The following is a 21,531-nucleotide window of genomic DNA, read 5'->3' on the forward strand; positions in this document are numbered from 1 at the left end:
GTGACATGTGTCACGGGTGAGGGTCGGCCATGCCCTGCACGCGCTGGACTGCGGCCGCTCGGGCCATCACGTACGTGTGCTCCGCCGGCCAGACGTGAGATTGCCTCCGCGCAGAAACGGATGCTCGCAAAGGGGTTACTAGGAAATATCCGAAATTGCTGTGCATCTCCAGTTGCTTGACCGAGACCTCCGAAAGTAGTCGCGATGAAACGTAGCTTCGAATGGCGTCGATGTCGGCGCGTGACGAAGCGGAAGGATTGAACATGTCCAGTCTTGTATTTGTCGATCTCAACGAACGCATCTCCGCGATCAGCGAAGAGGATGCGATGTACCGAGACGGTGAGCGCATTCATCTTGCCTGAAGGTCGAAAAGGGGGCGGGCTGCATGCCCGCCTCCTTCCATGCTGAGTGAGGTACGCAATGCGTTACGCCAAGCCGCTGTTGAAGCGCTCTCATCACGTCATGGTCTCCGAAGACGGTGATATCTGTATCGGAGAGATCCCTGGGAAGGCGAAGATCCTTCACCAACCGCCGCCATGGGCAACCGGCGTACTCTCCTTGCTCGACGGACAGCACACGTTGCCGCGAATCATCAAAGCAGCCTCGGCACAAGAGCTGGGTGCACAGGATAGTGAGATCGAGAGCTTCATCGAGGCGCTGGCTGGGTTCGGTTTACTGGAAGAGGGGGGGAGAGTCTCCGCTACGCTCAGCGTGGAAGAGATGGAGCGATACGACCGCCAGATTCTTCAGTTTTCTCTCATCGATGAGGAATGCGTATCGCACGGCTCGATCTACCAGGAGCGCTTGAAGGGCGCACGCGTTCTTGTCCTGGGGATGGGGGGGTGGGGCACATGGTGTTGCTTGAACCTCGCAAGGCTGGGAGTCGGGGTGCTACGAATCGTCGACGGTGATGATGTCGAGGTTTCGAATCTGAATAGACAGATTCTGTACGAATCGTCCGATGTCGGTCGGAAGAAAGTGGCTGCGGCCGTCGATAGCCTGGCGCGACACAATCCCAACGTATGCGTAGAGCCAGTGGCAGAGTTTGCAACCGAGCAGACGGACCGGCTTGAGCAGCTTCTTGAGGGCGTTGATCTGGTTGTGCTCGCTTGGGCAAGCCTGGGCTACTACCGAGCAAAAACGGTCGATCGCGAGGTCCACAGGCTGGCCCATGCGCGGAGCATTCCTGTCATCGAACTGGGAGGGGATCCGCTCGACATATCAGTAGGGCCGATTTTTCCCAACGACGGGCAGCACGCCTCCTATGAGTCAGTTCGGGAGGGGGCCAAGGGCGCCTTCTATAGCGCCGACCCGCTCATCAGGTCGTTTCAAGAGGCGCGTATGCGAAACGATTTCTGCAACGGAAATCGGCTCGTCAATGCTTGGCAGAGCGCTCCTTCATTGGCGGTGATGGCTGGGCTGGCGGCAGATCAGGTGGTAAAGCTGATCACTCGACACGACAGGTGCAGATTGGTCGGGCGTCGATTCCATTTGTCATTGCAGTCCTACGAAGTCCGGGAGGAGGTTGTCTTTGAGTACGCTGGATGAAATTCGGGGCTGCTTCGTGCGCGACGGGTTTGCATACTTCGATCTGGCGGCACATCTCCCGGATGTTCAGGAGGCTGCAGGCAACCTTGGGCGAATCCCGGAGGGCGCGTGGTCACACATCATCAGGAATCGTGAAGGAGAGTTCGAGTTTCCACCTGATCGACCGAGTGAGATAGCTCGACATCAGCGTATGGCCGAGGAAGATCTGAAAGAGGGTAGATTCTCGTTCTCATTCGAGAGGTTGAACGACAGTATTGCCAATGCAGGCGTCCACGAATTCCACTCGATGAAACGGCTGTTGGGTTCAACGGCCATGTCAAACGTGTTGTGCAACGTCACCGCAAGGAGGCCGACAAGGATCGTCCAGTTTTATATAAGTCGATTCGGCAGAGGGCACTTCATATCTACTCACCGCGATCCGGGGCAGAGCTTTGGCGTCGCAGTGAATCTGACGCGCGGCTGGGACCCGAATCACGGGGGGCTCACGGTCATCTTGGACGGAGAGTGTCACACCGCAAGAGCATGCCTCGTACCGACTGCTTTCCAGATGCTGGTCTTTGACACCAGCAGGCGCTCGACACCGCATCTTGTTTCGATGGTGTCGGTTTCGCCACCGCAGGCACGCATGGCGGCCATTGCCCGTTACGATGCGGTGCCTGCCGAATGAGCGGCACATCAACTGATCACCGCAGCCTTGCCTCAGCGCTGGTTGTCGTCATCATCTGGAGCACCAGTTTCTCGTTCGCCAAAGAGGCCATCGACCACCTCGGGCCGTGGCTGTTCCGCTGTTACAGCATGGCGATCGGGGTACTGCCGTTGCTGCCGTTCGTGCGCCGCAGTCTGGTCGATCTGCGCAGGATGGCGCCGCTGCAGCGCCGCTACCTGTTGTGGGCCGTGACCTTGACCGGCAGCGTGGTCGCTTCGCTCAACATGCTGGCATTGGCCTACTTTCCGGCGTCCAGCGTGCTGGCGATGATGTACACGATGCCGGCGTTCGCCAGCCTGATCGAGGCTGTCGCGCGCCGATCATGGTCCTGGCTGACACTGGTCGCGCCTGCCGCTGCGTTAGCGGGTGTGGGGGTCTACAGTGGCGATGCCAGCATGGGGGCGGGCGCCGTTCTGGTGCTGTGCAATGCGGTGGTGTGGGCAGTGGGGACGTGCTTGTCGGGCAGGGTCGGGCCGGGCCTGCAGCCGTTCACCGCCGTCACCGTGCAGATGCTGATCGCCCTCCTCGCCAGCCTGCCGATGCTGCTGGTGGCCGTGGTGGCGTTCGATCACCCCTTGCCCGTGCCGACGCCGTCGGACGGGGTCGGCATCCTGTATGCGGGGCTGCTCAACGGCGCCCTGGTGTTCTGGCTCTGGTATTACGCCATTCGCGGGCTGGGGTCATTGCGCGCGTCGTGGTTCACCTTGTTCGTGCCGATCCTGGGCGCTCTGTTCGCCGCCGCGTTTTTTTCCGAACGGCTGGGGCCGCGCGAGCTGCTTGGCATTGGTCTGATCAGCCTCAGCATGCTGGTCCAGCGCGCCGTATCACGCCGACACACCGCCCCGGCACGCTGAGCATCGACGAAGCGCGGGCGGGCTGCCCCGTTACAGCGGCCGCAGCGCCTCCGGCACCGCATAATGCTGCCCGTCATGGCGCAGCACGTGGCGTTCGTTGTCCACCGGCGTGTCCTGGTCACGGCACGTCTCGCCGTCCATCCAGCTGCGACTGGTCACCCGGCGCTCGTTGACGATCAGCTCGGCAAGGCCGTGCTGCGGTTGCCGGCCCACCGAGAGCGTGCGTGTCACATCGGTGGACTCGCCCGCGCAGCGCGTGTCCCATTCGGCCTGGTAGCGACGCGTCACCAGCGGCAGGTTGAGTTCGCGCAGGCCCGTGCCCTGCATCGCCAGCAGCCGCAGCTGTTCCTCGCTGAACGGGTTGGGGCCGGAGCCATTGCGTCGCTGCAGGCGCAGGCCGAATGCCAGCGTGTCGGCGGCCAGCTGGTAGCGCGCGGTATCCAGGCGCATGCCGTCGAAGAACACCGCGTCGCTGTCCAGTGCGCCCGGCAGCACCGTCCAGGCGCGCGGTGCCAGGGTGTCGGAGTCGATCACCATCACCTCCACGTCGCCATCGCGGGAGTCGTGGTCGCCGCCATCGCGCCAGACCGGCGTGGCCAGCAGGGTCAGCCCGGGGCGGGCCGGCCAGCGGCGGCAGACGCTGCCCGCGGTGTCCCGGGTGTAACCGGCGCGGTCCGGCAGCACATTGCCTGCCCGCTCCAGGTACGCCTGCTGCGCCGCCGCCTGCGCATCGTGGCAGTCCTGCGCACGGGCGGGCAGGGCGGTGCCGCACAGGGCAGCCAGCAACAACGACAGGGCGATACGCATCGGAACATCCACGGGGCAGGGGGCGCCCAGCATACGCGCGCGGCGTGCCCCCGCATTGCGTGACAACGCAACGCAACCGGGTAGAGCCACCCCATGGGTGGCTACGCAACCAACGACTCGGGTGGCTACGCAACCAACGCACGGGCGCCCACGCAAAAAAAGGTTCTTCGCCCATCTGAGGGGCAGGCAGAAACGTGCCTTGGCGCTTTCCAGACGCGGCCGTCGGCGGTTCGGGCGCTGGGCCCCCATGCCCTTTCCGGCGAATGTCCTCCGGCGTCGGCCTGCGGCCGCCACCTCCCCCTTTATTTCGCCTCCAAGGGCACGGGGGCCCAGCGCCCGAACCACCGACCACCGTCAAAAAAAGCGTGGCGTCCACCTGCCCACCGCAAGCCGAGCCCCGTAGCAGCCGGTAGGCTCCTGGGCAAAATAAAGGAGGAGGCCGCCCAGCGGCCGGGGGACATTTGCACCAGGGGCCTACCGGCTGCTACGGGGCCCTCACGCTCGCGACCGGCCCGATCGGAAGGCAAGCCGATCCAATCGGCGCCTGCACACCCGGCCACCCGCGTCGCGTCGCGTCGTGCCACTCTGCGACGGCCATTGGAACAAGACGCTTCCCTCAGATGGGAGAAGAACCAAAAAAAGGGCGCAGCCCAAGCTGCGCCCTTTCTGTCACACATTTACCGCCACGCTTACCAGAAGAACTGCAGGCGCGCTTCGAGGATGTTCGGGTCGTCGTTGACGAACGCACGCGCGGTCGAGTTGTACTTCTTGCTGTCCACCATCACGTAGTTCAGCGCGAACTTGGTGTTGGAGCGCCAGTAGTAGTTCACGCCCACGGTCCAGATATCCATCTTGCCGCCGAGCACGCCATCGACGATCGGCGGACGGCCGGCCACCGGGTTGGCGTTGACGTTGCCGTCGTTCAGATCCATGTGGTCGTAGCGCGCGCCCAGCTGCCACATGCCGCGGCCCGGCTCATCCGGCAGGCCGGTGGTCGGCGTGCCGCCCTTGTAGCCCCAGGTCTCGCCGGTGATGTTCCACAGGCCGCTGACGTAGAAGCCGTCGCTGGTGTAGTTGTCGCGGGTATAGCGCTTGGCCTTGCTGGTGTAGTACTCGGCCTGGGCCTTGAACGGGCCGCCGATGTACATCGCTTCGGCGCCGATCGTGCTCACGCGGTCGGTGTCCACCAGGTTGCCGCTGTCGACCAGGCGCGCGGTGGCCAGGTCGGCGTTGGGACGGGCACGCACGCGCAGGGTGTCTGCGTCGGTGTCGTAGTCCACATAGCTCAGGCCGAAGTGGAGCACCTGGCCCTTGTCGTTGATCGGCGCCCAGGTACCACGCGCGCCGTAGCCGCTGCCGTGGGCCAGGTTGCGGGTCAGCTCGCGGCCGAAGGCGCTGGCGGTCACCGACCAGTTGTTGTCACCGATGCTGTAGGCGCCACCGAGGCGACGGGCCACCGCGTAGGTATTGGTGACGGCCGCCTTGGAAATGAAGTCGTTGTTCTTGGTGCTGGACAGTTCTTCCAGGCTGTTGGGCTGCTTGAACTGGCCGAACTGCACGAAGTGGTTGGCGTTGCCGGCCAGCTTGTACTTCAGGTTGGTGTCCAGGAACTTGTCGGCCTTGGCGTCGTAGCCGACCACCCATTCGATGTTGCCCGGGCCCTTGCCCTTGAGCACCAGTTCGGCGCGGCGCAGTTCGAACTCGCTGTCCTTGCCGTTGCCGGCATCACCGCCGTTGAGGTCGGTCAGGTCGTTGTCGAACCAGTTGCCGTCGGCCTGGACCAGGCCTTCGAAGGTGATCTCCGAACCGCCGATCACATCGATGGCCACTTCGGCGTGGGCAGCCGGGACGAACAGCGCAGCCGCAACAGCCGCGGTCAGGAGTTGGCGATGCAGTTTCATGGAGAGGAGCCTTGCAGGCAGGTGGGAAGATGCTGCGCAGGCTAATTAGTGAAGATTGCGTAAATATGACAGTTTCAGACAAACCGACGGCCGGCCCGGGTCAGGCGCCGTCAGGGGTTGCCATTGATGCCCGACGCAGATGACCGCCGGGTTGCGTGCAGATGGCAGTCGCGACACCGCCTCAGGCGGCGGTTTTCTGCTTGAACCGGCACAGGTCGCGGATGACGCATTGCGGGCAGTCCGGCTTGCGCGCCTTGCACACGTAGCGGCCGTGCAGGATCAGCCAGTGGTGCGCATCGAGCAGGAACTCGGCCGGGATCACCTTCACCAGCAGGTCTTCCACCGCGCGCACGTCCTTGCCCGGGGCCAGCCCGGTGCGGTTGGACACGCGGAAGATGTGGGTATCCACCGCCATCACCGGCTCGCCGAACGCCGTGTTGAGTACCACGTTGGCGGTCTTGCGGCCCACCCCCGGCAGCGCCTCCAGCGCGGCACGGTCGCGCGGGACCTCACCGCCGTGCTGGTCGATCAGCATCGCGCAGGCGGCAATCACGTTCTTGGCCTTGGCGTTGAACAGGCCGATGGTGGCGATGTATTTCTTCAGCCCCTCTTCGCCCAGTGCGAGCATCGCCTGCGGCGTGTTGGCCACCGGAAACAGCTTGCGGGTGGCCTTGTTGACGCCCACGTCGGTGGCCTGTGCAGACAGCGCCACGGCCACCAGCAGTTCGAACGGCGAGCTGTACTCCAGTTCGGTCTTCGGGTGCGGGTTGAGTTCGCGCAGGCGCGTGAACATTTCGATCACGTCGGCCTTGGGCATGCGCGCGCTGCGCGGCGCAGGTTTGGCCGCCGGGGTGCTCTTCATCGTGCTCATCAGGAAGTCTTGCCGGCAGCCTTGGCCTTCGCGCGCGCCAGGATCGCGGCGGCGGCGGGCGGCAGGGCCGGTTTCAGTTCGGGTGTGGGGGCCGGCGGTGCGCGGCGCGCCTCGCGTTCGGCGGCGCGGCGGGCCAGCCGCTGCGTGCGCTGCTGGTAGCGCGCACGCGCGGCCCAGGCACGGTACAGCTGCTGCTGGGCCTGCACCAGGCGCGCGGCAAGATCCGGGTGGCCCGGCAGCAGTGCGGCGTCGCCCGGTGAGGGCACATAGTCCATCAGGCCCGCCGCCAGCGCAGCGTCCAGGTCGTCATCGAGCACCAGCAACAGCAGGCGGGCGGGCAGGGCAGGTGCGGCGTGCATGGCTCAGCGGTTCTGGAACACCGGCGGGCGCCGGGCAAGGAAGGCGGCGGTGCCCTCGCGCATGTCTTCGGTGGCGAACATCAGCCCGAACTGCGCGCTTTCGTACTCCAGGCCTTCGCCCAGCGCGCATTCGCCGCCCACGTGGATCGCATCGAGGATGCCGCGCAACGCCAGCGGCGCGGCCTTGGCCAGCTGCAACGCAAGCTCGGCCACGCGCGCGTCGAGCGCATCGGTAGCGACCACTTCATTGACGATGCCCAAGTGCAGGGCGCGCGCGGCGGCGATCGGCGTGCCTAGCAGGCAGAGCTCCAACGCAGCGGCGCGGCCGCACAGGCGCAGCAGGCGCTGGCTGCCGCCGAAGCCGGGAATCAGCCCCAGGTTGATCTCGGGCTGCCCGACCTTGGCGGTGTCCGCGGCGATGCGCAGGTGGCAGGCCATGGCCAGTTCCAGGCCGCCGCCCAGCGCAAATCCGTTGATCCGGGCCAGGACCGGCTTGGGCATCCGCTCGATGCGGCGCATCAATTGCTGGCCCAGCAGCGAGAAGTCCCGTCCCTGAACCGGGCTCAATCCGTTCATTTCCGCGATATCCGCGCCGGCCACAAAGGCCTTGGGACCAGCGCCGGTCAGCACCACCACGCGGACCGCCGGATCGGCAGCGGCCGCGGCAAACGCCGCATCCAGGGCCTCCAGCGTGGCGCGGTTGAGGGCATTGAGCTTGTCCGGCCGGTTCACGGTCACGGTGCGGATGGCACCGTCATCGGCAACGTCGATAGGGGCGGGGGCGATGGGGGCGTCGGCCACGGCAGGACTCCTGAAAACGTTAAAAAAAAGTGATGTTGAACTCTTGAAACGAAGTCAGGTCAGAGCCTGCGTCGTTAGTGGCGGTTCAACGTTGCGGCGGCTATCCTAACCCGTCGCCTCAGGGCGGCCCAATGCGTCCTGAGTTACCACCCCTGGAGAAACGTTTGATGAAGTTGCGTTCTATCGCGGTCGCCGTCGCGGCCCTGGCCCTGACGGGCAATGCCTTCGCCCAGGACACCTCGTCCGAAAAGGGCAAGCTGAGCTATTACTTCGGTTACGACTACGGTAACAACCTCGCTGAACTCACCGCGCGCGGCGAGCAGCTGGACATCAACTCGGTGGTCAAGGGCCTGCAGGATGCCTACGCCAAGAAGCAGCCGTCGATCACGGCGGAGCAGTTGAAGCCGGCCGTCGAAGCCTTCCAGAAGCGCGAGCAGGGTCGTGCCCAGGCCGCCAAGGCCGAGTACGACAAGGCCGCGGCCGACAACAAGACCAAGAGCACCCAGTTCCTGGCCGCCAACAAGGCCAAGGCCGGCGTGCAGGCGCTGCCGAGCGGCGTGCAGTACCGCGTGGTTGAAGCCGGCAAGGGCGCCAAGCCGACCCAGGCCAGCGTCGTGCAGCTGGAAGTTGCCGGTCCGTACCCGTACGGCACCCGTCCGGCTGAAGCGCGTCCGGCGCAGCAGATTCCGTCGATCAAGGTCAGCGAAGTCGAAATGAAGGCCATGCGCGAAGTGCTCGTGCAGATGCCGGCTGGCTCGAAGTGGGAAGTCACCCTCCCGCCGGAACAGGCCTACGGTGCCGACCCGCGCACCCCGTTCCCGCCGAACGTGGCTGTGCAGTTCGAGATCAAGCTGGTCAGCGTCAAGTAATCTGTCGTTGCACCCCGAACGCGCCGGTGGATCACCGGCGCGTTTTTTTGTGCCCGGCCGTGCGGCGTCACGCGCGCCTGGATGTACTGCAGACGCGGCCCGAAGGCGCCTGGAAACCGCGCAAATCCCGTGTATTCGCGCTAATGTTGCCCGGTGCATTCCCTGGCAGACCCCACGCATGCAATACCTACGCCCTGCATCGGCATCTGCGCGCTGGATCGCGCCGGCCTTTGCACGGGCTGCCTGCGCAGCGTGGATGAAATCACCCGCTGGTCCACGATGACTCGACACCAACAGAACCACGTCATGCAGCACACGCTGCCGCTGCGCGAGCAGTTGCGGCAATCGCTGCGCGGCTCGCTGGCCGAACACGAGCGCCTGTTGCGCGCCCTGCACCCGCTCGACCAGCCGCCGACCGGCGATGGCTGGAACCGCAGCGAACTGATTGATCTGCTGCCGCCCGGCCCGCCGGTGGAAGCGGCAGTGCTGGCCGGCATCGTGCCGCGCGCCGAAGGGGCCCAGGTGATTTTGACCCGGCGCACCGAAACGCTGCGCCAGCACGGCGGGCAGGTGGGCTTTCCCGGTGGACGTACCGAGCCGGACGATCGCGATGCGGTGGCCGCCGCGCTGCGTGAAAGCCAGGAAGAGATCGCACTGCCGCCCGAGCAGGTCCAGGTGCTTGGCTATCTCGACCCGTTCGTGACCATTACCGGCTACCGGGTGATGCCGGTGGTGGCGGTGATCGACCCGGCGTTCGTGGCGGTGCCGCAGCCGGACGAAGTGGCCGAAGTGTTTGAAGTGCCGCTGGCCTACCTGATGGATCCGGACAACCTGCGCCACGTGGACATCGAGCACCGCGGCCGTGTCCGCCACGTGCTGGAGTACGGCTGGCCCGGCCAGCGCATCTGGGGCGCCACCGCCGCCATTCTCTACAACCTGCGTCGCCGCCTGGAGCAGACCGAATGAACACCGCCACTCCCACCTGGACCACGCTGGTGGATGCCGCCGATCTGGCCGCGACCCTGGGCCAGGCCGGCACCCGCGTGCTGGATGCGCGCGCCACGGCCAGCACTGCGGTACGCGTGATGGACGCGCGGTTCGCGCTGACCGATCCGCAATCCGGTGCCCAGGCATACGCGCAGGGGCATATTCCGGGCGCGCTGCACGCCGATCTCAACCGTGACCTGGCCGACCTGGGCAAGACCGGCCAGGGCCGCCATCCGCTGCCCGACAGTGACACGTTCGCCGCCACGCTCGGCAGGTGGGGCATCGCGCCCGATACCCAGGTGGTGGTCTACGACGCCGCGGACGGCAGCATGGCCGCCGCGCGCCTGTGGTGGCTGCTGCGCCTGATCGGCCATGCCCGGGTGGCGGTGCTCGACGGCGGCGTGGCCGCCTGGCAGGCCGCTGGCCTGGCGTTGACCACCGACCAACCGGTGGTGGAACCGCTGCCTCCCTATCCGGGCCGTTTCGATCGCGCCCGGATCGCAACGGTCGACGAAGTCGCCGCGCGCCTCAAGCACGCACCGGGGTGGCTGCTGGATGCGCGCGCGGGCGAGCGCTTCCGCGGCGACGTGGAGCCGCTCGACCCGGTCGCCGGCCACGTACCCGGGGCGGTCAACCGCCCGTTCGCGCTGAACGTGGCAGACGGCCGCCTGCGCCCGGCCCCCGATCTGCGCGCCGCGCTGCAGCCGTTGATCGGCACCCATGCCCCCGAACAGGTCGTGCTGATGTGCGGCTCGGGCGTCACCGCCTGCCACCTGCTACTGGCCATGGAAGTGGCCGGCCTGCACGGTGCAAAGGTCTATGCCGATTCGTGGAGCGGGTGGGTCAGCCACCCCACACGCCCGGTCGCCACCGGCTGATGCCCGGACCCGTAGTGCCGGGCTCTGCCCGGCAACCAAACCGGTAGTGCCGGGCTCTGCCCGGCAACCCCGATTCACCCCCGCAGTTCCTGCAGCGCCACCGCCGCCAACACCCGTGGCCACGGGAACAACGGACCCGGGTCGCGTTTGCGCGGCACCCGCCGTTCCGGATCGTCGCTGGCCACTTCCTCGCGCGTGTCCAGCCACTCGTGCCCGGCGATGTACTGCAGTGCTGGCAGGGTCTGGCACAGGTGCTGCAGCAGGTCGATCAGCGCGGCGATCTGGGCATCGGCGTAGGGCTCGTCCATGGCCTGGTGGCGCGAATCCAGCCAGTGCGGATAGCGCCCGCGGTTGACCAACTCGATACCGATCGAGCGCGGGTTGTAGCCGCTGACATGGTGCGCCACCCGGTCCACCGCCACGTACTGCACGATGCGGCCGTCACGGTCGATGTAGAAGTGCCCGCTGTTGCCGCTGCCGCTGTCGTACAGCACGCGCTCGCCGTATGCGCGCGCCATCGCCAGGTCGGGCAGTTCGGTGCAGTGGATCACCACCAGGTCGACCTGCGCCGGCACACGCGCCTGCAGGCTGTCCTGGTAGGGCAGGGGCTGCGGATCGATCGGTGGCGGGGCGCGGCCGGGCATGGCGCGATGCTAGCATTCCGCCATGAACGCTCAAATCGATTCCTGCCCGGTGCGTGCATGAGCCGCGGCCACTGCATCCTTTCCCACGGCTTTGAAAGCGGCCCGGACGCCACCAAGGTGACCGCGCTGGCCGAGGTCGCCCAGCGTCTGGGCTGGACCCATGAACGCCCCGACTACACCGACCTCGACGCGATGCGCGCGGTAAGCAGCGTGGGCGACGTGCGTGCGCGCCTGCAGCGGCTGCTAGAGCTGGCCGCCGGCGCCGCGCAGCGCGGACCGGTGGTGCTGGCCGGCTCCAGCCTGGGCGCCTACATCTCGGCGATCGCCTCGCTGCAGGTTCCCACCCGGGGCCTGTTCCTGATGGTGCCGCCCACCACCATGGGCCCGATGCCGGCCCTGGACGCGGCCCCGGTGCCCACCAGCGTGGTGCATGCCTGGCATGACGAGCTGATTCCCGCCGCGCAGGTGATCGCCTGGGCCCAGGCCCGCTCGGCGCGCCTGCTGCTGGTCGATGACGGGCACCGGCTGAACAATCACGTCGAAGTGTCGGCCCGGGCGTTCGAGGAATTGCTGCTGTCGTTGTGACGGCGGAGCGACCTGCCGTGGGGCCGTGCCCCGGATCCGGTGGTCCGGCCGCACCGTCGGGGCGATCCTGCCCCGGTCACGTACAATGGCCCTCCTGGCGCCCGCGCCGGGCTGCTTGCCGTGCCCGAGGGCACCCCTTCTCCGCTGACCTGCGATACCGATCCTGTGAAATTCTTTGTTTCCTGCGCCAAGGGCCTGGAGTACCTGCTTGCCGACGAACTGTTGGCGCTTGGCCTGGAAAAGGCCACCGCCACCATTTCCGGCGTCAACGCCGAGGGCGAACTGGCGCAGGCGCAGCGCGTGGTGCTGTGGTCGCGCCTGGCCAGCCGGGTGCTGTGGCCGCTGACCGAGTTCGACTGCCCCGATGAAGGCTCGCTCTACCAGGGCGTGTCGGCGATGGCGTGGGAGCAGCACATCAGCCCCGAGCTGACCCTGTCGGTGGACGCGCACGTCTCCGGGACCGAAATCACCCACGCGCGCTTCGCCGCCCAGCGGGTCAAGGACGGCGTGGTCGACAGCCTGCGTTCGCAGGGCCTGGAGCGGCCGTCGGTCAACACCGACTTCCCGGACGTGCGCATCAACCTGTCGCTGCGCAAGGGCCGGGCCACGATCTCGATCGACCTGGGCGGTGGCCCGATGCACCGCCGCGGCTGGCGCATGGCGCAGAACGATGCGCCGCTGAAGGAAAACCTGGCCGCCGCCGTGCTGCTGCGCGCCAACTGGCCAAAGATCCACAGCGAAGGCGGTGGCCTGCTCGACCCGATGTGCGGCAGCGGCACGCTGCTGATCGAAGGCGCCTTGATGGCCGCCGACGTGGCCCCGGGCCTGCAGCGCCACGGCAGCATTCCGCCGAGCCGCTGGCTGGGCTTCGACCGCGACGCCTGGAATAGCCTGATGGAGGAAGCGCGCGCCCGTGAAACCGCCGGCCGCAGCGCACTCAAGCAGGTGATCCACGGCAGCGACGTCGATCCGCACGCCATCCATGCGGCCAAGCAGAACGCCGAAACGGCCGGTGTAGGCCATGCCATCTGGTTCGGCGTACGCGACATCACCGATGTGCAGGTGCCGCCGCAGGAGACCGGCTGCGTGGTCTGCAACCCGCCCTATGACGAGCGCCTGGCCGCCGATGCGGTGCTGTACCGCCAGCTCGGCGACGCGCTCAAGCGCGCGGTGCCGCAGTGGCGCGCCAGCCTGTTGTGCGGCAGCGCCGACCTGGCCTTCGCCACCGGCCTGCGCGCCAACAAGAAGTACCAGCTGTTCAACGGCGCCATCGAGTGCGCGCTGATCGTCTGCGACCCCATCGCGGTGCCGCAGCGCGAGAACGCCGGGCAGCCGCGTGAGCTCAGCGAAGGCGCGCAGATGGTGGCCAACCGCCTGCGCAAGAACATCAAGAAGTTCAAGAACTGGCGCGCACGCGAAGCGATCACCTGCTACCGCGTCTACGATGCCGACCTACCCGAATACGCCGCCGCCATCGACGTCTACGAAGAAGACGCCGGCGCACGCCGTACCTTCCTGCACGTGCAGGAATACGCTGCACCGGCCACCATTCCCGACGTGGACGTACGCCGCCGCCGCAACGAGCTGTTGTCGGCCGCGCGCGAGGTGTTCCAGGTGCCGGCCGAGCAGGTCGCACTGAAGTCGCGCGAACGCGGTAAGGGCGGCAGCAAGTACGGTCGTTTCGAGCAGCGTGGCGAGTTCGTGCTGGTGCGCGAGAACGACGCGCTGCTGCGCGTGAACCTGTTCGATTACCTCGACACCGGCCTGTTCCTGGACCACCGCCCGCTGCGCTGGCACATGGCCCAGGAGGCCATCGGCAAGCGCTTCCTCAACCTGTTCTGCTACACCGGCGTGGCAAGTGTGCAGGCGGCGGTGGCCGGTGCGGCATCGACCACCAGCGTGGACCTGTCCGGCACCTACCTGCAGTGGTGCGCCGACAACCTGGCCTTGAACGGCAAGGGCGGCAGTCAGCACCAGCTGATCCAGGCCGATGCGCTGGCGTGGCTGGAGGCCGAGCGGCACCGCTTCGACGTGATCTTCTGCGATCCGCCGACCTTCTCCAACTCCGCGCGCGCCGAAGACTTCGACGTGCAGCGCGAGCACGTACGCCTGCTGCGCGCGGCCGTGGCGCGGTTGAGCCCGGAAGGCGTGCTGTACTTCTCCAACAACTTCCGCCGCTTCAAGCTGGACGAAGAAGCGATCAAGGAGTTCGCCGAGTGCAGGGAGATCTCCGCCGATACCATCGGCGATGACTTCGAGCGCAACCCGCGCATCCATCGCGCCTGGGAACTGCGCCGCTACGGCGCATGACGGACGGGGCCGCCATGGACGATCGCCCCCTCCACGCCGACGGCCTCCTCCTGCGTCCTTTCGAGGAGGCCGATGCCGCCGCGTTCGCGGCGGCGGTGCGCGAGTCGGCCGTGGGCATGCAGCGCTGGATGCCGTGGTCTTCAGCCGATTACAGCGCCGACCAGGCGCTGCAGTGGTTCCAGGCCTGTCGCGATGGCTGGGCGGCAGGCTCGGCCTGCGAGTACGGGATATTCGAGCAGGACACGACCGCGTTTGTCGGCGGCGCGGGATTGAACAAGATCCAGCACGATCCCCGGTTCTGCAACCTGGGCTACTGGGTGCGGCAGTCGTGCCGTGGCCAGGGCGTGGCGCCCCGCGTTGTCCGGGCACTGGCTGCCCAGGCGTTCGGGCCGCTAGGCCTGCAACGGGTGGAGATCGTGGTGGCGGTGGGCAACCTCGCCAGCGAGCGGGTGGCGGAGAAGGCCGGCGCGTTTCGCGAGGGCGTGGCACGCAATCGACTGGTCATCGACGGTCGTTCTGCCGACGCGCACATGTTTTCACTCGTTCCCTGACAAGCGATCGCGATGCGGCGACGCCCGTGAGGGTGCGGCGGGTGCGCCGCAGGGATCGATCTGAAGGTAGAGCCACGCCATGCGTGGCTGGGTCCCAGCGATGCGTTCTCACCTCCCGCAAGCACCGCGTTACACCACCAGCAATTGCCCTGGTGCATGACCCACCGGCCAATGTCCGCGCTCGTACCAGTCAATCACGCGCTGCCAGTGGGGCGGCAGGCCGAGGTGACGTTCGAGGATCCAGTGGCGATAGCCGTACATCGCAGCATTGCGTGCGACGATATGGAAGTCGTGTGGCGCTACCCGCAGGCTGTCGTGTGCATGGGCGGACAGGGCGCGCATCAAGGCGCGATTGAGCTGTCGGCGTGGTTGCAGCAGCTCGACGGGCGTCGCCTGCGGACCATGAAATGGATCCACGTCTTCCAGCGAAGATGGCATCCAGTCGAAGGCACCGTCCTCGATGACTTCTATCGCCTCGGCCAAGGACAATGCGACGCAAACACCCTCTGTTAACGGTATCGGCTGGCCCATGCGCGAGAAATAGGACGTATCCGCGATCCTTTGCAAGTGTCCTGCCATCTCCATCCTTTGATGCTAGCACAGCCGATATGCGCTCCCTCAGCGCGCGACCACCGCCACCACCAGTCCCACCAGCGGCAACACCCACGCCAACGGGGCGATCCAGCGTGGCCGGAACGGGTACAGGCCGAAGGCGATCAGCATGCCGCTGACCGTCATCGCACCCAGCCACAGCACCGGACCGGCGGCCCAGCCGTGGTCCCATACGCACAGCGCGAACGACAGCGTCAGCAGCGCCCAGCCCAGCCAACGCCACAGCCGCATGCGTGCCGGGCTGGCCGGCGCCTTGCCGTGCAGGTCCAGCTGGTGCTTGTCCATGGCCAGCGACAGCGCGGTAAAGGCCGAGAAGCTCACGGTGAGGGCCAGCAGCATCATGCGTTGGCCTCCACGTTCGCGCTCTCCTGCGCCTTGGCTGCTGCCGCCGCCGCGGCCTGCCGCTTCTTCTTCTCCGCCGCGCTCAGCGCCGGCTGCCAACGCTGCATGCGCAGCGCGCAGTAGGCCAGCACCGCACCGAAGGCCAGCATCATCAGGTCGAACCCGGCCAGCACCCAGTCGCCGGTGCGCAGGGTCACGCCCAGGTGTGCGTGGGTGGTGAGGGCATTGATCACCGGGATCAACAGGAACATCGCCGCGCCCAGATAGAGCTGCCATGCCCACATCAGCCGCTTGGGCCAGATGAAGGCCGCCAGCAGGGCCGCAGCCCAGGCGTAGAAGAACACGTTCACTTCGGTATCGGCGCGCTCGGCCATCTGCACCGGCAGCAGCCGGTTGCCCCAGAAGTAGGCGGCGAAGGCGATCGGCAGGCCGGCGACCGCGCCGATGTTGAGTGCGTCCACCAGGCGCAGGCCGAAGCCGATCTTTCCGCTCTTGGCATGCTTGGGCCGTTCCTTGACCGCCCACAGCACCACGCCGCTGGCCACCATCAGGCAGCCGATCAGGCCGGACACGAAGAACAACGCACGCAGTCCCCAGTCGGCAAAGCGGGCCAGGTGCAGGCCGTACATCACCCCGCGGGTCTGGGTGGCGCCACCGGACAGCGGGCTGGCCTCGATCAGCGCGCCGCTCACCGCGTCATAGCGCAACGACGGCGTATCCACCGACAGCCGCTTGCCATCACGCTGGTACACATCGATCACCGCATTGGCCCCACCGGGGTGATACAGGGTGAAGCCGCTCACCTGGGCGCCCTTCCACTCGGCGCGCGCGGCATCCAGCAACTGCTGGATGGGCAGTGCGGTGGCCGTGCCTTCGGTCGGTGTGTCGATATCGGCCAGGCGCGCGAAGGCCTCGCTGAAGAAGGCGTCTTCATCCTTGGGGTAAGCCACGTTCACGCCCCACGGCAGGTACATGAACATCAGGGTGACGATGCCGGTGTAGGTAATCATCGCGTGATACGGCAGGGCCATCACCGCGCTGACGTTGTGGAAATCCAGCCACGAACGCAGGCCCTTGTCCTTGCGGAAGGTAAAGAAGTCCTTGAAGATTTTCTTGTGGGTGATCACCCCGGTGATGATCGCCACCAGCATGAACATCGCGCAGAAGCCCACCAGGTAGCGCGCCCAGTACACGGGGATGTAATGCAGGTCGAAGTGCAGGCGGTAGAAGAAATCACCGCCGCGGGTTTCGCGTGCGGCCACTTCCTCGCCGGTGCCCGGGTCCACGGTGGCATCGCCGAAACGTCCACCGCCACGGCGGCGCTTCTCGCCTTCCACCGGCGGCTTGACCATCGATTCGGGGTTGCGCCAGAACATCCGCATGGCCGGGTTGCGCGGGTCGGGCAGGGTCACGTTCCAGCTTTCGGCCTGCGGTGCCTTGTGCTGCAGGAACGCAATGGCGCGCTCGGCGGCCACCTCGCTGGACACCGAGCTGCGCGGCAGTTCCGGCCGCATCCAACGGCTGATCTCTTCGCGGTAGTAGCTGGCCGTGCCGGCCATGAAAATCAGCAGCAGCAGCCAGCCGACCAGCAGCCCGGTCCAGGTGTGCAGCCACGCCATAGATTGGCGGAATCCGTTCTTCATGCGCCCGCCCTCAGCAGTTCGGTACCCACCCAGAACAGCGCGGTGGGAATCAGGATGCCGACCCATGCGCGCAGCGCGGTACGGGTGGCGAACGCCCACAACGCCGCGCAGGCGCACAGCACGATGGCCACCAGCATGCCGGTCAGCACGGCCTGCCCACGCGCGATGGGCAGGGCTACGGCGAAGAACATCGAGCAGGTGGCGGCCAACGCGTAGCCGCCGAAGATCGCGGCGAACGAGCGTGACGCCACCCCCAACCAGGGGCGGGCGAAGAAACTTCCGAAGCGGCTGAACCAGCTGGCGTCAGGCGTGCTGTCCACGGGGAACCTGCAATGTCATGTCGAACAACGGACATCACCGGCCGCGGCCGGTGATGCATGGAAAAGTGGCCATCCGTGGCCGTGTCGCTGCACCAGGCAACGTTCCCTTGGAGAACGGTTACAGCTTCCAGCGCAGGTTCAACATCACGTTGCGCGGCTCGCCCCAGTACACGCCGTTGTAGAAACCGACGTTGCTGTAGTACTTCTTGTCGAGCAGGTTGTTGATGTTGAGCTGGGCCGAGAAATTGTCATTGAAGCGGTAGCCGGCAAACACATTGACCAGGTAGAACGCGTCCTGGGTGATGCGTGCCGATTCGGTGCGGCCGCTGGTCAGGTAGTCGGCGCGCGGCTTGGTGCTGTTGCGGTAGATGCTGCTCTGCCAGCTCACGCCACCGCCCAGCGACAGCCGGTCCCAGGCACCGCTGGGACGCCAGCTGGTGTTGAGGCGGAAGGTGTCGATCGGGTTGGTGGTGTTCTGCAACACGCCCGCCTGGTTGCGGATGGTGGTATGGGCAAAGCCGGCCGAGATGTTCCAGTTTTCGGTGATGCTGCCCTGGGTCTCCACTTCCCAGCCCCGGACCTTGTTGCCCTTGCCGGTGGAACGGTAGGCATCGGTGCCATCGGGCAGGCTGCCTGGCGGCACCGCGTCGTCCAGTTCGGCCACGTTGTCCTTGACGCCCTTGAACACCGCCGCGGAGGCATTGAGGCGGCCGTTGAAGAATTCGCCCTTCAGGCCCGCTTCCCACATGTCACCGACCACCGGCTCCAGGTAGTTGTTGTTGCGGTCGCGGTAGGACTGCGGCTGGAAGATGTCGGTGTAGCTCGCATATGCGCTGAGCTGCCGGGTGAAATCGTAGATCAGGCCGAAGTACGGGGTGAGCGAGTCGTCCGGCTTGTAGCCGCCGCGGGTGGTGCCGTTGCGGTTGCCGGCCGCGTCATAGCTATAGGCCCAGGTACGGGTTTCCCAGCTGCCGTAGCGCGCGCCCAGCACCGCCAGCAACGGATCGGCCAACTGCAGCTTGGCGGCCACGTAGGCGGCGCGCTGGCGCAGTTCGTTTTCCGAGGCGATGCGGCCCAGGCGCTGGATCGGCAGCTGCGGGACCTGGCCGGTCCAGTTGCGCCAGTCGGGCACCTGGACATAGCTGGCCGGGAAGTCGGGGATGTCGATGTCGGGCACCTCGCTGGCGCGCACCGACTGGCCGATGCCGGCCACCAGCTCATGCTCCTGGCCGAACAGACGGAACGGGCCGCTGACGTTGAGGTCGAACACCTTCATTTCGCTGCGTTCGGCGAAGTGGCTGGTATAGGCGGTGACGCCGGTGCCGTCCGCACGCGGGTAGCCGGCCGCGCCGTACCAGACGCTGCCGTCGGTATCGCGCTTGGCCTGGGTGGCGGCGGCCTTGATCGCCCAGCCATTGCCGAGCTGCTGCTCCAGGCGGGCGAAGGTGGTCTTCTCCACGATCGGCCAGCTGCTCCAGTCGGCGGACATGTTGGTGGAACGCGGCAGGTTGGCCGGCGTACCGTCGGCCCCCCAGTACGGCACCACGCCCCAGGTCACGCCGGTGGTCTTCGGCGACTGGTACTCATAGCCCACCTCGAACAGGGTGCTGTCGCCCAGGTCGGCCTGCACGATGCCGTAGAACACGTCCTTGTCGAGCGCGTAGACATCGCGGAACGAATCGCTCTGCTGCTTGGCGGCCACGAACCGCGCGCGCACGCGACCGTCAAGGGCGATCGGGCCGCCGATGTCCGCTTCCAGGCGCTGGTTGCCCCAGCGGCCCAGCGTGATCCCGGCGCTCATCGCCACCGCATCGGTGGGGCGCTTGCGCACCATGTTGACGGTGCCCGACGGATCGCCGGCGCCGGTGGTCAGGCCGGTGGCGCCACGAACCACTTCGATGCGCTCGTAGATCGCACTGTCGGTATTGGTCTTGAGCGACCCACCGAAGGTGTTGAGCATGCCGTCGATCTGGAAGTTGTTGATGGCATAGCCGCGCGAGATATAGCTGATGCGCTCGCTGTCGGTCACCGACACGTGCACGCCGGTGACCTGGCCCATCACGTCAGACAGGGCGAACAGGCCCATGTCGTCCAGGCGCTGGCGGGTGAGCACGGTGACCGACTGCGGGGTGTGGCGCAGCGACAGGTCCAGCTTGGTCGCGGTGCGGGCCTGCTTGACGGTGTACGAGGTCGGGATGTCGCCATCGGCGGTGACCTTGACCGTGTCCAGCGTGGTTGCATCGCCCGGATCGGTCTCGGCCAGCGCCAACGGCGCATGGCCGGCAAGCGCGGCAAGCAGGGCCAGGCTCAGCAGTGAGGGGCGGATCAGCGGCGATGCAGTTGGAACGGTCATGTCAGGTGTCCAGGGTGGTAAAGCGGCGGTGCAATCCATTGCGGGCCGCGCGGTGCGGGGCGCCACATGACAACCGTGGTAGGGCAGGGGAAGCCTGCATCTCCGGCGGGATTGGTCTGGCGCACCGCTTCGCCGCCATCGGCAGGTGCGGGCTCCAGATCGGGTCGGTTGGGGGTGTACACGGGGCAGGACCTGGGTGCGCAGTGCGCTGCCGGGGCCGGAGGGGCTAGGCGTACAGCCAATGCGTGAATGATAGTCATTATCATTTCGTTCGGCAAGTGTTATCAATCCGTTCAATGCGTGCCCGGGGCGTGGTCATGCACGCCGCTCCACTGGCAGACTGAGGCCTGCCTACTACCGATGCGGACACGTAATGATGGAGGGGCTGGAACTGCCGACGATCACCAACCACGCACCCGACCTGCTGGCCACCGACGAAGCCTGGTGGGCGAACGTGCGGGCGCTGTACGACCTCGACGATGCGGTGGTGATGCTCGACAACGGGTACTGGGGCGCGATGGCACGCCCGGTACTGCAGGCCTACCAGCAGGCCACCGCCACGGTGAACGCCGGCAACGCGTGGTTCGGGCGGCGGGCGTTTCCACCGCTGTTGGAACAGGCGCGCACGCATCTGGCCGAGGTGCTGGGCGTGCACGCCGATGAGATCGTGCTCACGCGTGGCGCCACCGAGGCGATGCAGGTCCTGATCGGCGGCTACAACCGGCTCGCCCCCGGCGACACCGTGCTGTACGCCGATACCGACTACGACAGCATGATCAGCGCGATGCGCTGGTTGCACGCCCGCCGCGGCGTGGCGACGCAGCGCATCGTGCTGCCCGAGCCGTTCGACCACGACAGCATCGTCGAAGCCTACCGGCAGGCATTGCAGCGCTACCCGCGTACGCGCCTGCTATTGCTCACCCAGGTCAACCACCGCAACGGCATGCTGCTGCCGGTGGCCGAGATCGCGGCGCTGGCCCGTGCCGCCGGCGCGGAGGTGGTGCTCGATGCCGCGCATGGCATCGGCCAGGTGGATACCCCGCTGCGCGCGCTGGGGGTGGATTTCGTCGGCATCAACCTGCACAAGTGGATCGGCGCGCCGGTGGGCATGGGCGCCATCTACGTGCGGCGCGGCCGCGTGCGCGACCTGGACCCGTACATGGGCGAGGCCGACGATGACCGCATCGACACCCGCATCCACACCGGCACGGTCAACTTCGCCGCGTGCATGGCGCTGCCGGTCGCGCTGGACCTGCACCAGCGCATCGGGGTGGCCAACAAGCGCGCCCGGTTGTTGTACCTGCGCAACCTGTGGCTGGACGCGCTGCGCGACGAAGAGGGCGTGCAACTGCTGGCCTCGGACGATCCACGGCTGTCCAGCGCGATCGCCGCCTTCCGCCTGCGCGGGCAGACCACCCTGGCCGACACCACCGCCACCGCCGAACAGATGGTCCGGCAGTCGGGCGTGTTCGTGGTGCCGCGTGACGGCCTGGCCTCCGGCGCCTGCCTGCGGGTAACGCCGGGCATCTTCAGCACGCCGGCGCAGATGGCGGCGTTGGTGGGCGCGGTACGTGCGGCGCTGGGGTAGGG

22 protein-coding genes are annotated in these 21,531 nt (G+C 66.8%); 11 read left to right on the forward strand and 11 right to left on the reverse strand.

The genetic code is table 11. The features are described 5' to 3' along the window. Positions 1 to 263: 263 nt before the first annotated feature. The 4 genes from AC6CHL_RS09525 to AC6CHL_RS09540 are packed head-to-tail and all read left to right on the forward strand — an operon-like array spanning position 264 to position 3,108. A complete protein-coding gene (locus AC6CHL_RS09525) occupies positions 264 to 362 on the forward strand; it encodes a pantocin A family RiPP (RefSeq protein ID WP_185753352.1) in 99 nt (32 codons plus the stop codon). Positions 363 to 420: 58 nt separating this feature from the next. Beyond that, positions 421 to 1,548, forward strand: a complete 1,128-nt coding sequence (locus AC6CHL_RS09530; RefSeq protein ID WP_038689377.1) for a HesA/MoeB/ThiF family protein — start codon at positions 421 to 423, stop codon at positions 1,546 to 1,548. Further along, positions 1,532 to 2,215: a 2OG-Fe(II) oxygenase gene (locus tag AC6CHL_RS09535; RefSeq protein ID WP_448133326.1), complete on the forward strand. Its 684-nt coding sequence runs from the start codon at positions 1,532 to 1,534 to the stop codon at positions 2,213 to 2,215. Before AC6CHL_RS09530 ends, AC6CHL_RS09535 begins: the two co-directional genes overlap by 17 nt. Beyond that, on the forward strand, positions 2,212 to 3,108 hold the full coding sequence (locus tag AC6CHL_RS09540; RefSeq protein ID WP_498294238.1) for a DMT family transporter: 897 nt from the start codon (positions 2,212 to 2,214) through the stop codon (positions 3,106 to 3,108). The genes AC6CHL_RS09535 and AC6CHL_RS09540 overlap by 4 nt, the downstream gene beginning before the upstream one ends. Positions 3,109 to 3,138: 30 nt before the next feature. Here AC6CHL_RS09540 and AC6CHL_RS09545 read toward each other — a convergent pair whose 3' ends face one another. From AC6CHL_RS09545 to AC6CHL_RS09565, 5 genes are all read right to left on the reverse strand, one after another. Further along, positions 3,139 to 3,915 (reverse strand): PA3715 family protein, encoded by a 777-nt coding sequence (locus AC6CHL_RS09545; protein ID WP_498294239.1) that lies wholly within the window; start codon positions 3,913 to 3,915, stop codon positions 3,139 to 3,141. A gap of 689 nt (positions 3,916 to 4,604) precedes the next feature. Further along, positions 4,605 to 5,816, reverse strand: a complete 1,212-nt coding sequence (locus AC6CHL_RS09550; RefSeq protein ID WP_038689373.1) for an OprO/OprP family phosphate-selective porin — start codon at positions 5,814 to 5,816, stop codon at positions 4,605 to 4,607. Positions 5,817 to 5,997: 181 nt separating this feature from the next. After that, complete coding sequence (gene nth / locus AC6CHL_RS09555) at positions 5,998 to 6,687, reverse strand: endonuclease III (RefSeq protein WP_320488354.1); 690 nt, start codon at positions 6,685 to 6,687, stop codon at positions 5,998 to 6,000. Next, on the reverse strand, positions 6,687 to 7,046 hold the full coding sequence (locus tag AC6CHL_RS09560) for a hypothetical protein (protein ID WP_038689369.1): 360 nt from the start codon (positions 7,044 to 7,046) through the stop codon (positions 6,687 to 6,689). The genes nth and AC6CHL_RS09560 overlap by 1 nt, the downstream gene beginning before the upstream one ends. 3 nt (positions 7,047 to 7,049) lie before the next feature. Next, positions 7,050 to 7,832: an enoyl-CoA hydratase-related protein gene (locus tag AC6CHL_RS09565; RefSeq protein WP_448134830.1), complete on the reverse strand. Its 783-nt coding sequence runs from the start codon at positions 7,830 to 7,832 to the stop codon at positions 7,050 to 7,052. A gap of 182 nt (positions 7,833 to 8,014) precedes the next feature. On the opposite strand from AC6CHL_RS09565, the gene AC6CHL_RS09570 reads away from it, so the two are divergent. The 3 genes from AC6CHL_RS09570 (at position 8,015) to AC6CHL_RS09580 (ending at position 10,581) form a co-directional block, all read left to right on the forward strand. After that, the gene (locus tag AC6CHL_RS09570; RefSeq protein WP_038689367.1) at positions 8,015 to 8,716 is read left to right on the forward strand and encodes an FKBP-type peptidyl-prolyl cis-trans isomerase; all 702 of its coding nucleotides are present in this window, start codon (positions 8,015 to 8,017) and stop codon (positions 8,714 to 8,716) included. A gap of 162 nt (positions 8,717 to 8,878) precedes the next feature. Beyond that, positions 8,879 to 9,682, forward strand: coding sequence for a CoA pyrophosphatase (locus AC6CHL_RS09575; protein WP_394343854.1), 804 nt, complete (start codon positions 8,879 to 8,881; stop codon positions 9,680 to 9,682). Then, positions 9,679 to 10,581 (forward strand): sulfurtransferase, encoded by a 903-nt coding sequence (locus AC6CHL_RS09580; protein ID WP_498294240.1) that lies wholly within the window; start codon positions 9,679 to 9,681, stop codon positions 10,579 to 10,581. Before AC6CHL_RS09575 ends, AC6CHL_RS09580 begins: the two co-directional genes overlap by 4 nt. A 74-nt stretch (positions 10,582 to 10,655) precedes the next feature. Here the strand turns inward: AC6CHL_RS09580 and AC6CHL_RS09585 are convergent, their stop codons facing one another. Then, positions 10,656 to 11,225: an N-acetylmuramoyl-L-alanine amidase gene (locus AC6CHL_RS09585; RefSeq protein WP_448133329.1), complete on the reverse strand. Its 570-nt coding sequence runs from the start codon at positions 11,223 to 11,225 to the stop codon at positions 10,656 to 10,658. 57 nt (positions 11,226 to 11,282) lie between these two features. Between AC6CHL_RS09585 and AC6CHL_RS09590 the strand changes: the two genes are divergently transcribed. The 3 genes from AC6CHL_RS09590 (at position 11,283) to AC6CHL_RS09600 (ending at position 14,671) form a co-directional block, all read left to right on the forward strand. Then, positions 11,283 to 11,810: an alpha/beta hydrolase gene (locus AC6CHL_RS09590; RefSeq protein WP_447592765.1), complete on the forward strand. Its 528-nt coding sequence runs from the start codon at positions 11,283 to 11,285 to the stop codon at positions 11,808 to 11,810. 165 nt (positions 11,811 to 11,975) lie between these two features. Continuing rightward, positions 11,976 to 14,120, forward strand: coding sequence for a bifunctional 23S rRNA (guanine(2069)-N(7))-methyltransferase RlmK/23S rRNA (guanine(2445)-N(2))-methyltransferase RlmL (gene rlmKL / locus AC6CHL_RS09595; RefSeq protein WP_498294241.1), 2,145 nt, complete (start codon positions 11,976 to 11,978; stop codon positions 14,118 to 14,120). 14 nt (positions 14,121 to 14,134) lie between these two features. Then, the gene (locus tag AC6CHL_RS09600; protein ID WP_498294242.1) at positions 14,135 to 14,671 is read left to right on the forward strand and encodes a GNAT family N-acetyltransferase; all 537 of its coding nucleotides are present in this window, start codon (positions 14,135 to 14,137) and stop codon (positions 14,669 to 14,671) included. Positions 14,672 to 14,800: 129 nt separating this feature from the next. Here the strand turns inward: AC6CHL_RS09600 and AC6CHL_RS09605 are convergent, their stop codons facing one another. The 5 genes from AC6CHL_RS09605 to AC6CHL_RS09625 form a co-directional block, all read right to left on the reverse strand. Continuing rightward, on the reverse strand, positions 14,801 to 15,250 hold the full coding sequence (locus AC6CHL_RS09605; protein WP_237393519.1) for a hypothetical protein: 450 nt from the start codon (positions 15,248 to 15,250) through the stop codon (positions 14,801 to 14,803). A gap of 39 nt (positions 15,251 to 15,289) precedes the next feature. Then, entirely contained in the window at positions 15,290 to 15,625 is a 336-nt protein-coding gene (locus AC6CHL_RS09610; protein WP_070426976.1) for a DUF3325 domain-containing protein, read from the reverse strand. Then, the gene (locus AC6CHL_RS09615) at positions 15,622 to 17,268 is read right to left on the reverse strand and encodes a PepSY-associated TM helix domain-containing protein (protein WP_498294243.1); all 1,647 of its coding nucleotides are present in this window, start codon (positions 17,266 to 17,268) and stop codon (positions 15,622 to 15,624) included. The genes AC6CHL_RS09610 and AC6CHL_RS09615 overlap by 4 nt, the downstream gene beginning before the upstream one ends. Beyond that, positions 17,265 to 17,588 carry a DUF3649 domain-containing protein gene (locus AC6CHL_RS09620; RefSeq protein ID WP_038689355.1) on the reverse strand — a complete coding sequence of 108 codons (324 nt, stop codon included), beginning with the start codon at positions 17,586 to 17,588 and terminating at the stop codon, positions 17,265 to 17,267. Before AC6CHL_RS09620 ends, AC6CHL_RS09615 begins: the two co-directional genes overlap by 4 nt. Positions 17,589 to 17,706: 118 nt before the next feature. Continuing rightward, positions 17,707 to 19,941 (reverse strand): TonB-dependent siderophore receptor, encoded by a 2,235-nt coding sequence (locus AC6CHL_RS09625; RefSeq protein WP_498294244.1) that lies wholly within the window; start codon positions 19,939 to 19,941, stop codon positions 17,707 to 17,709. Between the two features lie 373 nt (positions 19,942 to 20,314). Here AC6CHL_RS09625 and AC6CHL_RS09630 point away from each other — a divergent pair, with 373 nt between their 5' ends. Then, a complete protein-coding gene (locus AC6CHL_RS09630; protein ID WP_498294245.1) occupies positions 20,315 to 21,529 on the forward strand; it encodes an aminotransferase class V-fold PLP-dependent enzyme in 1,215 nt (404 codons plus the stop codon). The last annotated feature ends 2 nt before the right edge of the window (positions 21,530 to 21,531 follow it).

This window comes from Stenotrophomonas sp. GQ19, from assembly GCF_059758695.1.

What these genes read in the sequence shown, in the direction of transcription:
- AC6CHL_RS09580 (WP_498294240.1), top strand. Translation starts at nt 9,679, where the DNA reads ATGAACACCGCCACTCCCACCTGGACCACGCTGGTGGATGCCGCCGAT.
- AC6CHL_RS09550 (WP_038689373.1), bottom strand. Translation starts at nt 5,816, where the DNA reads ATGAAACTGCATCGCCAACTCCTGACCGCGGCTGTTGCGGCTGCGCTG.
- AC6CHL_RS09545 (WP_498294239.1), bottom strand. Translation starts at nt 3,915, where the DNA reads ATGCGTATCGCCCTGTCGTTGTTGCTGGCTGCCCTGTGCGGCACCGCC.
- AC6CHL_RS09585 (WP_448133329.1), bottom strand. Translation starts at nt 11,225, where the DNA reads ATGCCCGGCCGCGCCCCGCCACCGATCGATCCGCAGCCCCTGCCCTAC.
- AC6CHL_RS09590 (WP_447592765.1), top strand. Translation starts at nt 11,283, where the DNA reads ATGAGCCGCGGCCACTGCATCCTTTCCCACGGCTTTGAAAGCGGCCCG.
- AC6CHL_RS09625 (WP_498294244.1), bottom strand. Translation starts at nt 19,941, where the DNA reads ATGACCGTTCCAACTGCATCGCCGCTGATCCGCCCCTCACTGCTGAGC.
- AC6CHL_RS09570 (WP_038689367.1), top strand. Translation starts at nt 8,015, where the DNA reads ATGAAGTTGCGTTCTATCGCGGTCGCCGTCGCGGCCCTGGCCCTGACG.
- AC6CHL_RS09525 (WP_185753352.1), top strand. Translation starts at nt 264, where the DNA reads ATGTCCAGTCTTGTATTTGTCGATCTCAACGAACGCATCTCCGCGATC.
- AC6CHL_RS09615 (WP_498294243.1), bottom strand. Translation starts at nt 17,268, where the DNA reads ATGAAGAACGGATTCCGCCAATCTATGGCGTGGCTGCACACCTGGACC.
- nth (WP_320488354.1), bottom strand. Translation starts at nt 6,687, where the DNA reads ATGAGCACGATGAAGAGCACCCCGGCGGCCAAACCTGCGCCGCGCAGC.
- AC6CHL_RS09530 (WP_038689377.1), top strand. Translation starts at nt 421, where the DNA reads ATGCGTTACGCCAAGCCGCTGTTGAAGCGCTCTCATCACGTCATGGTC.
- AC6CHL_RS09600 (WP_498294242.1), top strand. Translation starts at nt 14,135, where the DNA reads ATGGACGATCGCCCCCTCCACGCCGACGGCCTCCTCCTGCGTCCTTTC.
- AC6CHL_RS09630 (WP_498294245.1), top strand. Translation starts at nt 20,315, where the DNA reads ATGATGGAGGGGCTGGAACTGCCGACGATCACCAACCACGCACCCGAC.
- AC6CHL_RS09605 (WP_237393519.1), bottom strand. Translation starts at nt 15,250, where the DNA reads ATGGCAGGACACTTGCAAAGGATCGCGGATACGTCCTATTTCTCGCGC.
- AC6CHL_RS09540 (WP_498294238.1), top strand. Translation starts at nt 2,212, where the DNA reads ATGAGCGGCACATCAACTGATCACCGCAGCCTTGCCTCAGCGCTGGTT.
- AC6CHL_RS09560 (WP_038689369.1), bottom strand. Translation starts at nt 7,046, where the DNA reads ATGCACGCCGCACCTGCCCTGCCCGCCCGCCTGCTGTTGCTGGTGCTC.
- AC6CHL_RS09610 (WP_070426976.1), bottom strand. Translation starts at nt 15,625, where the DNA reads ATGATGCTGCTGGCCCTCACCGTGAGCTTCTCGGCCTTTACCGCGCTG.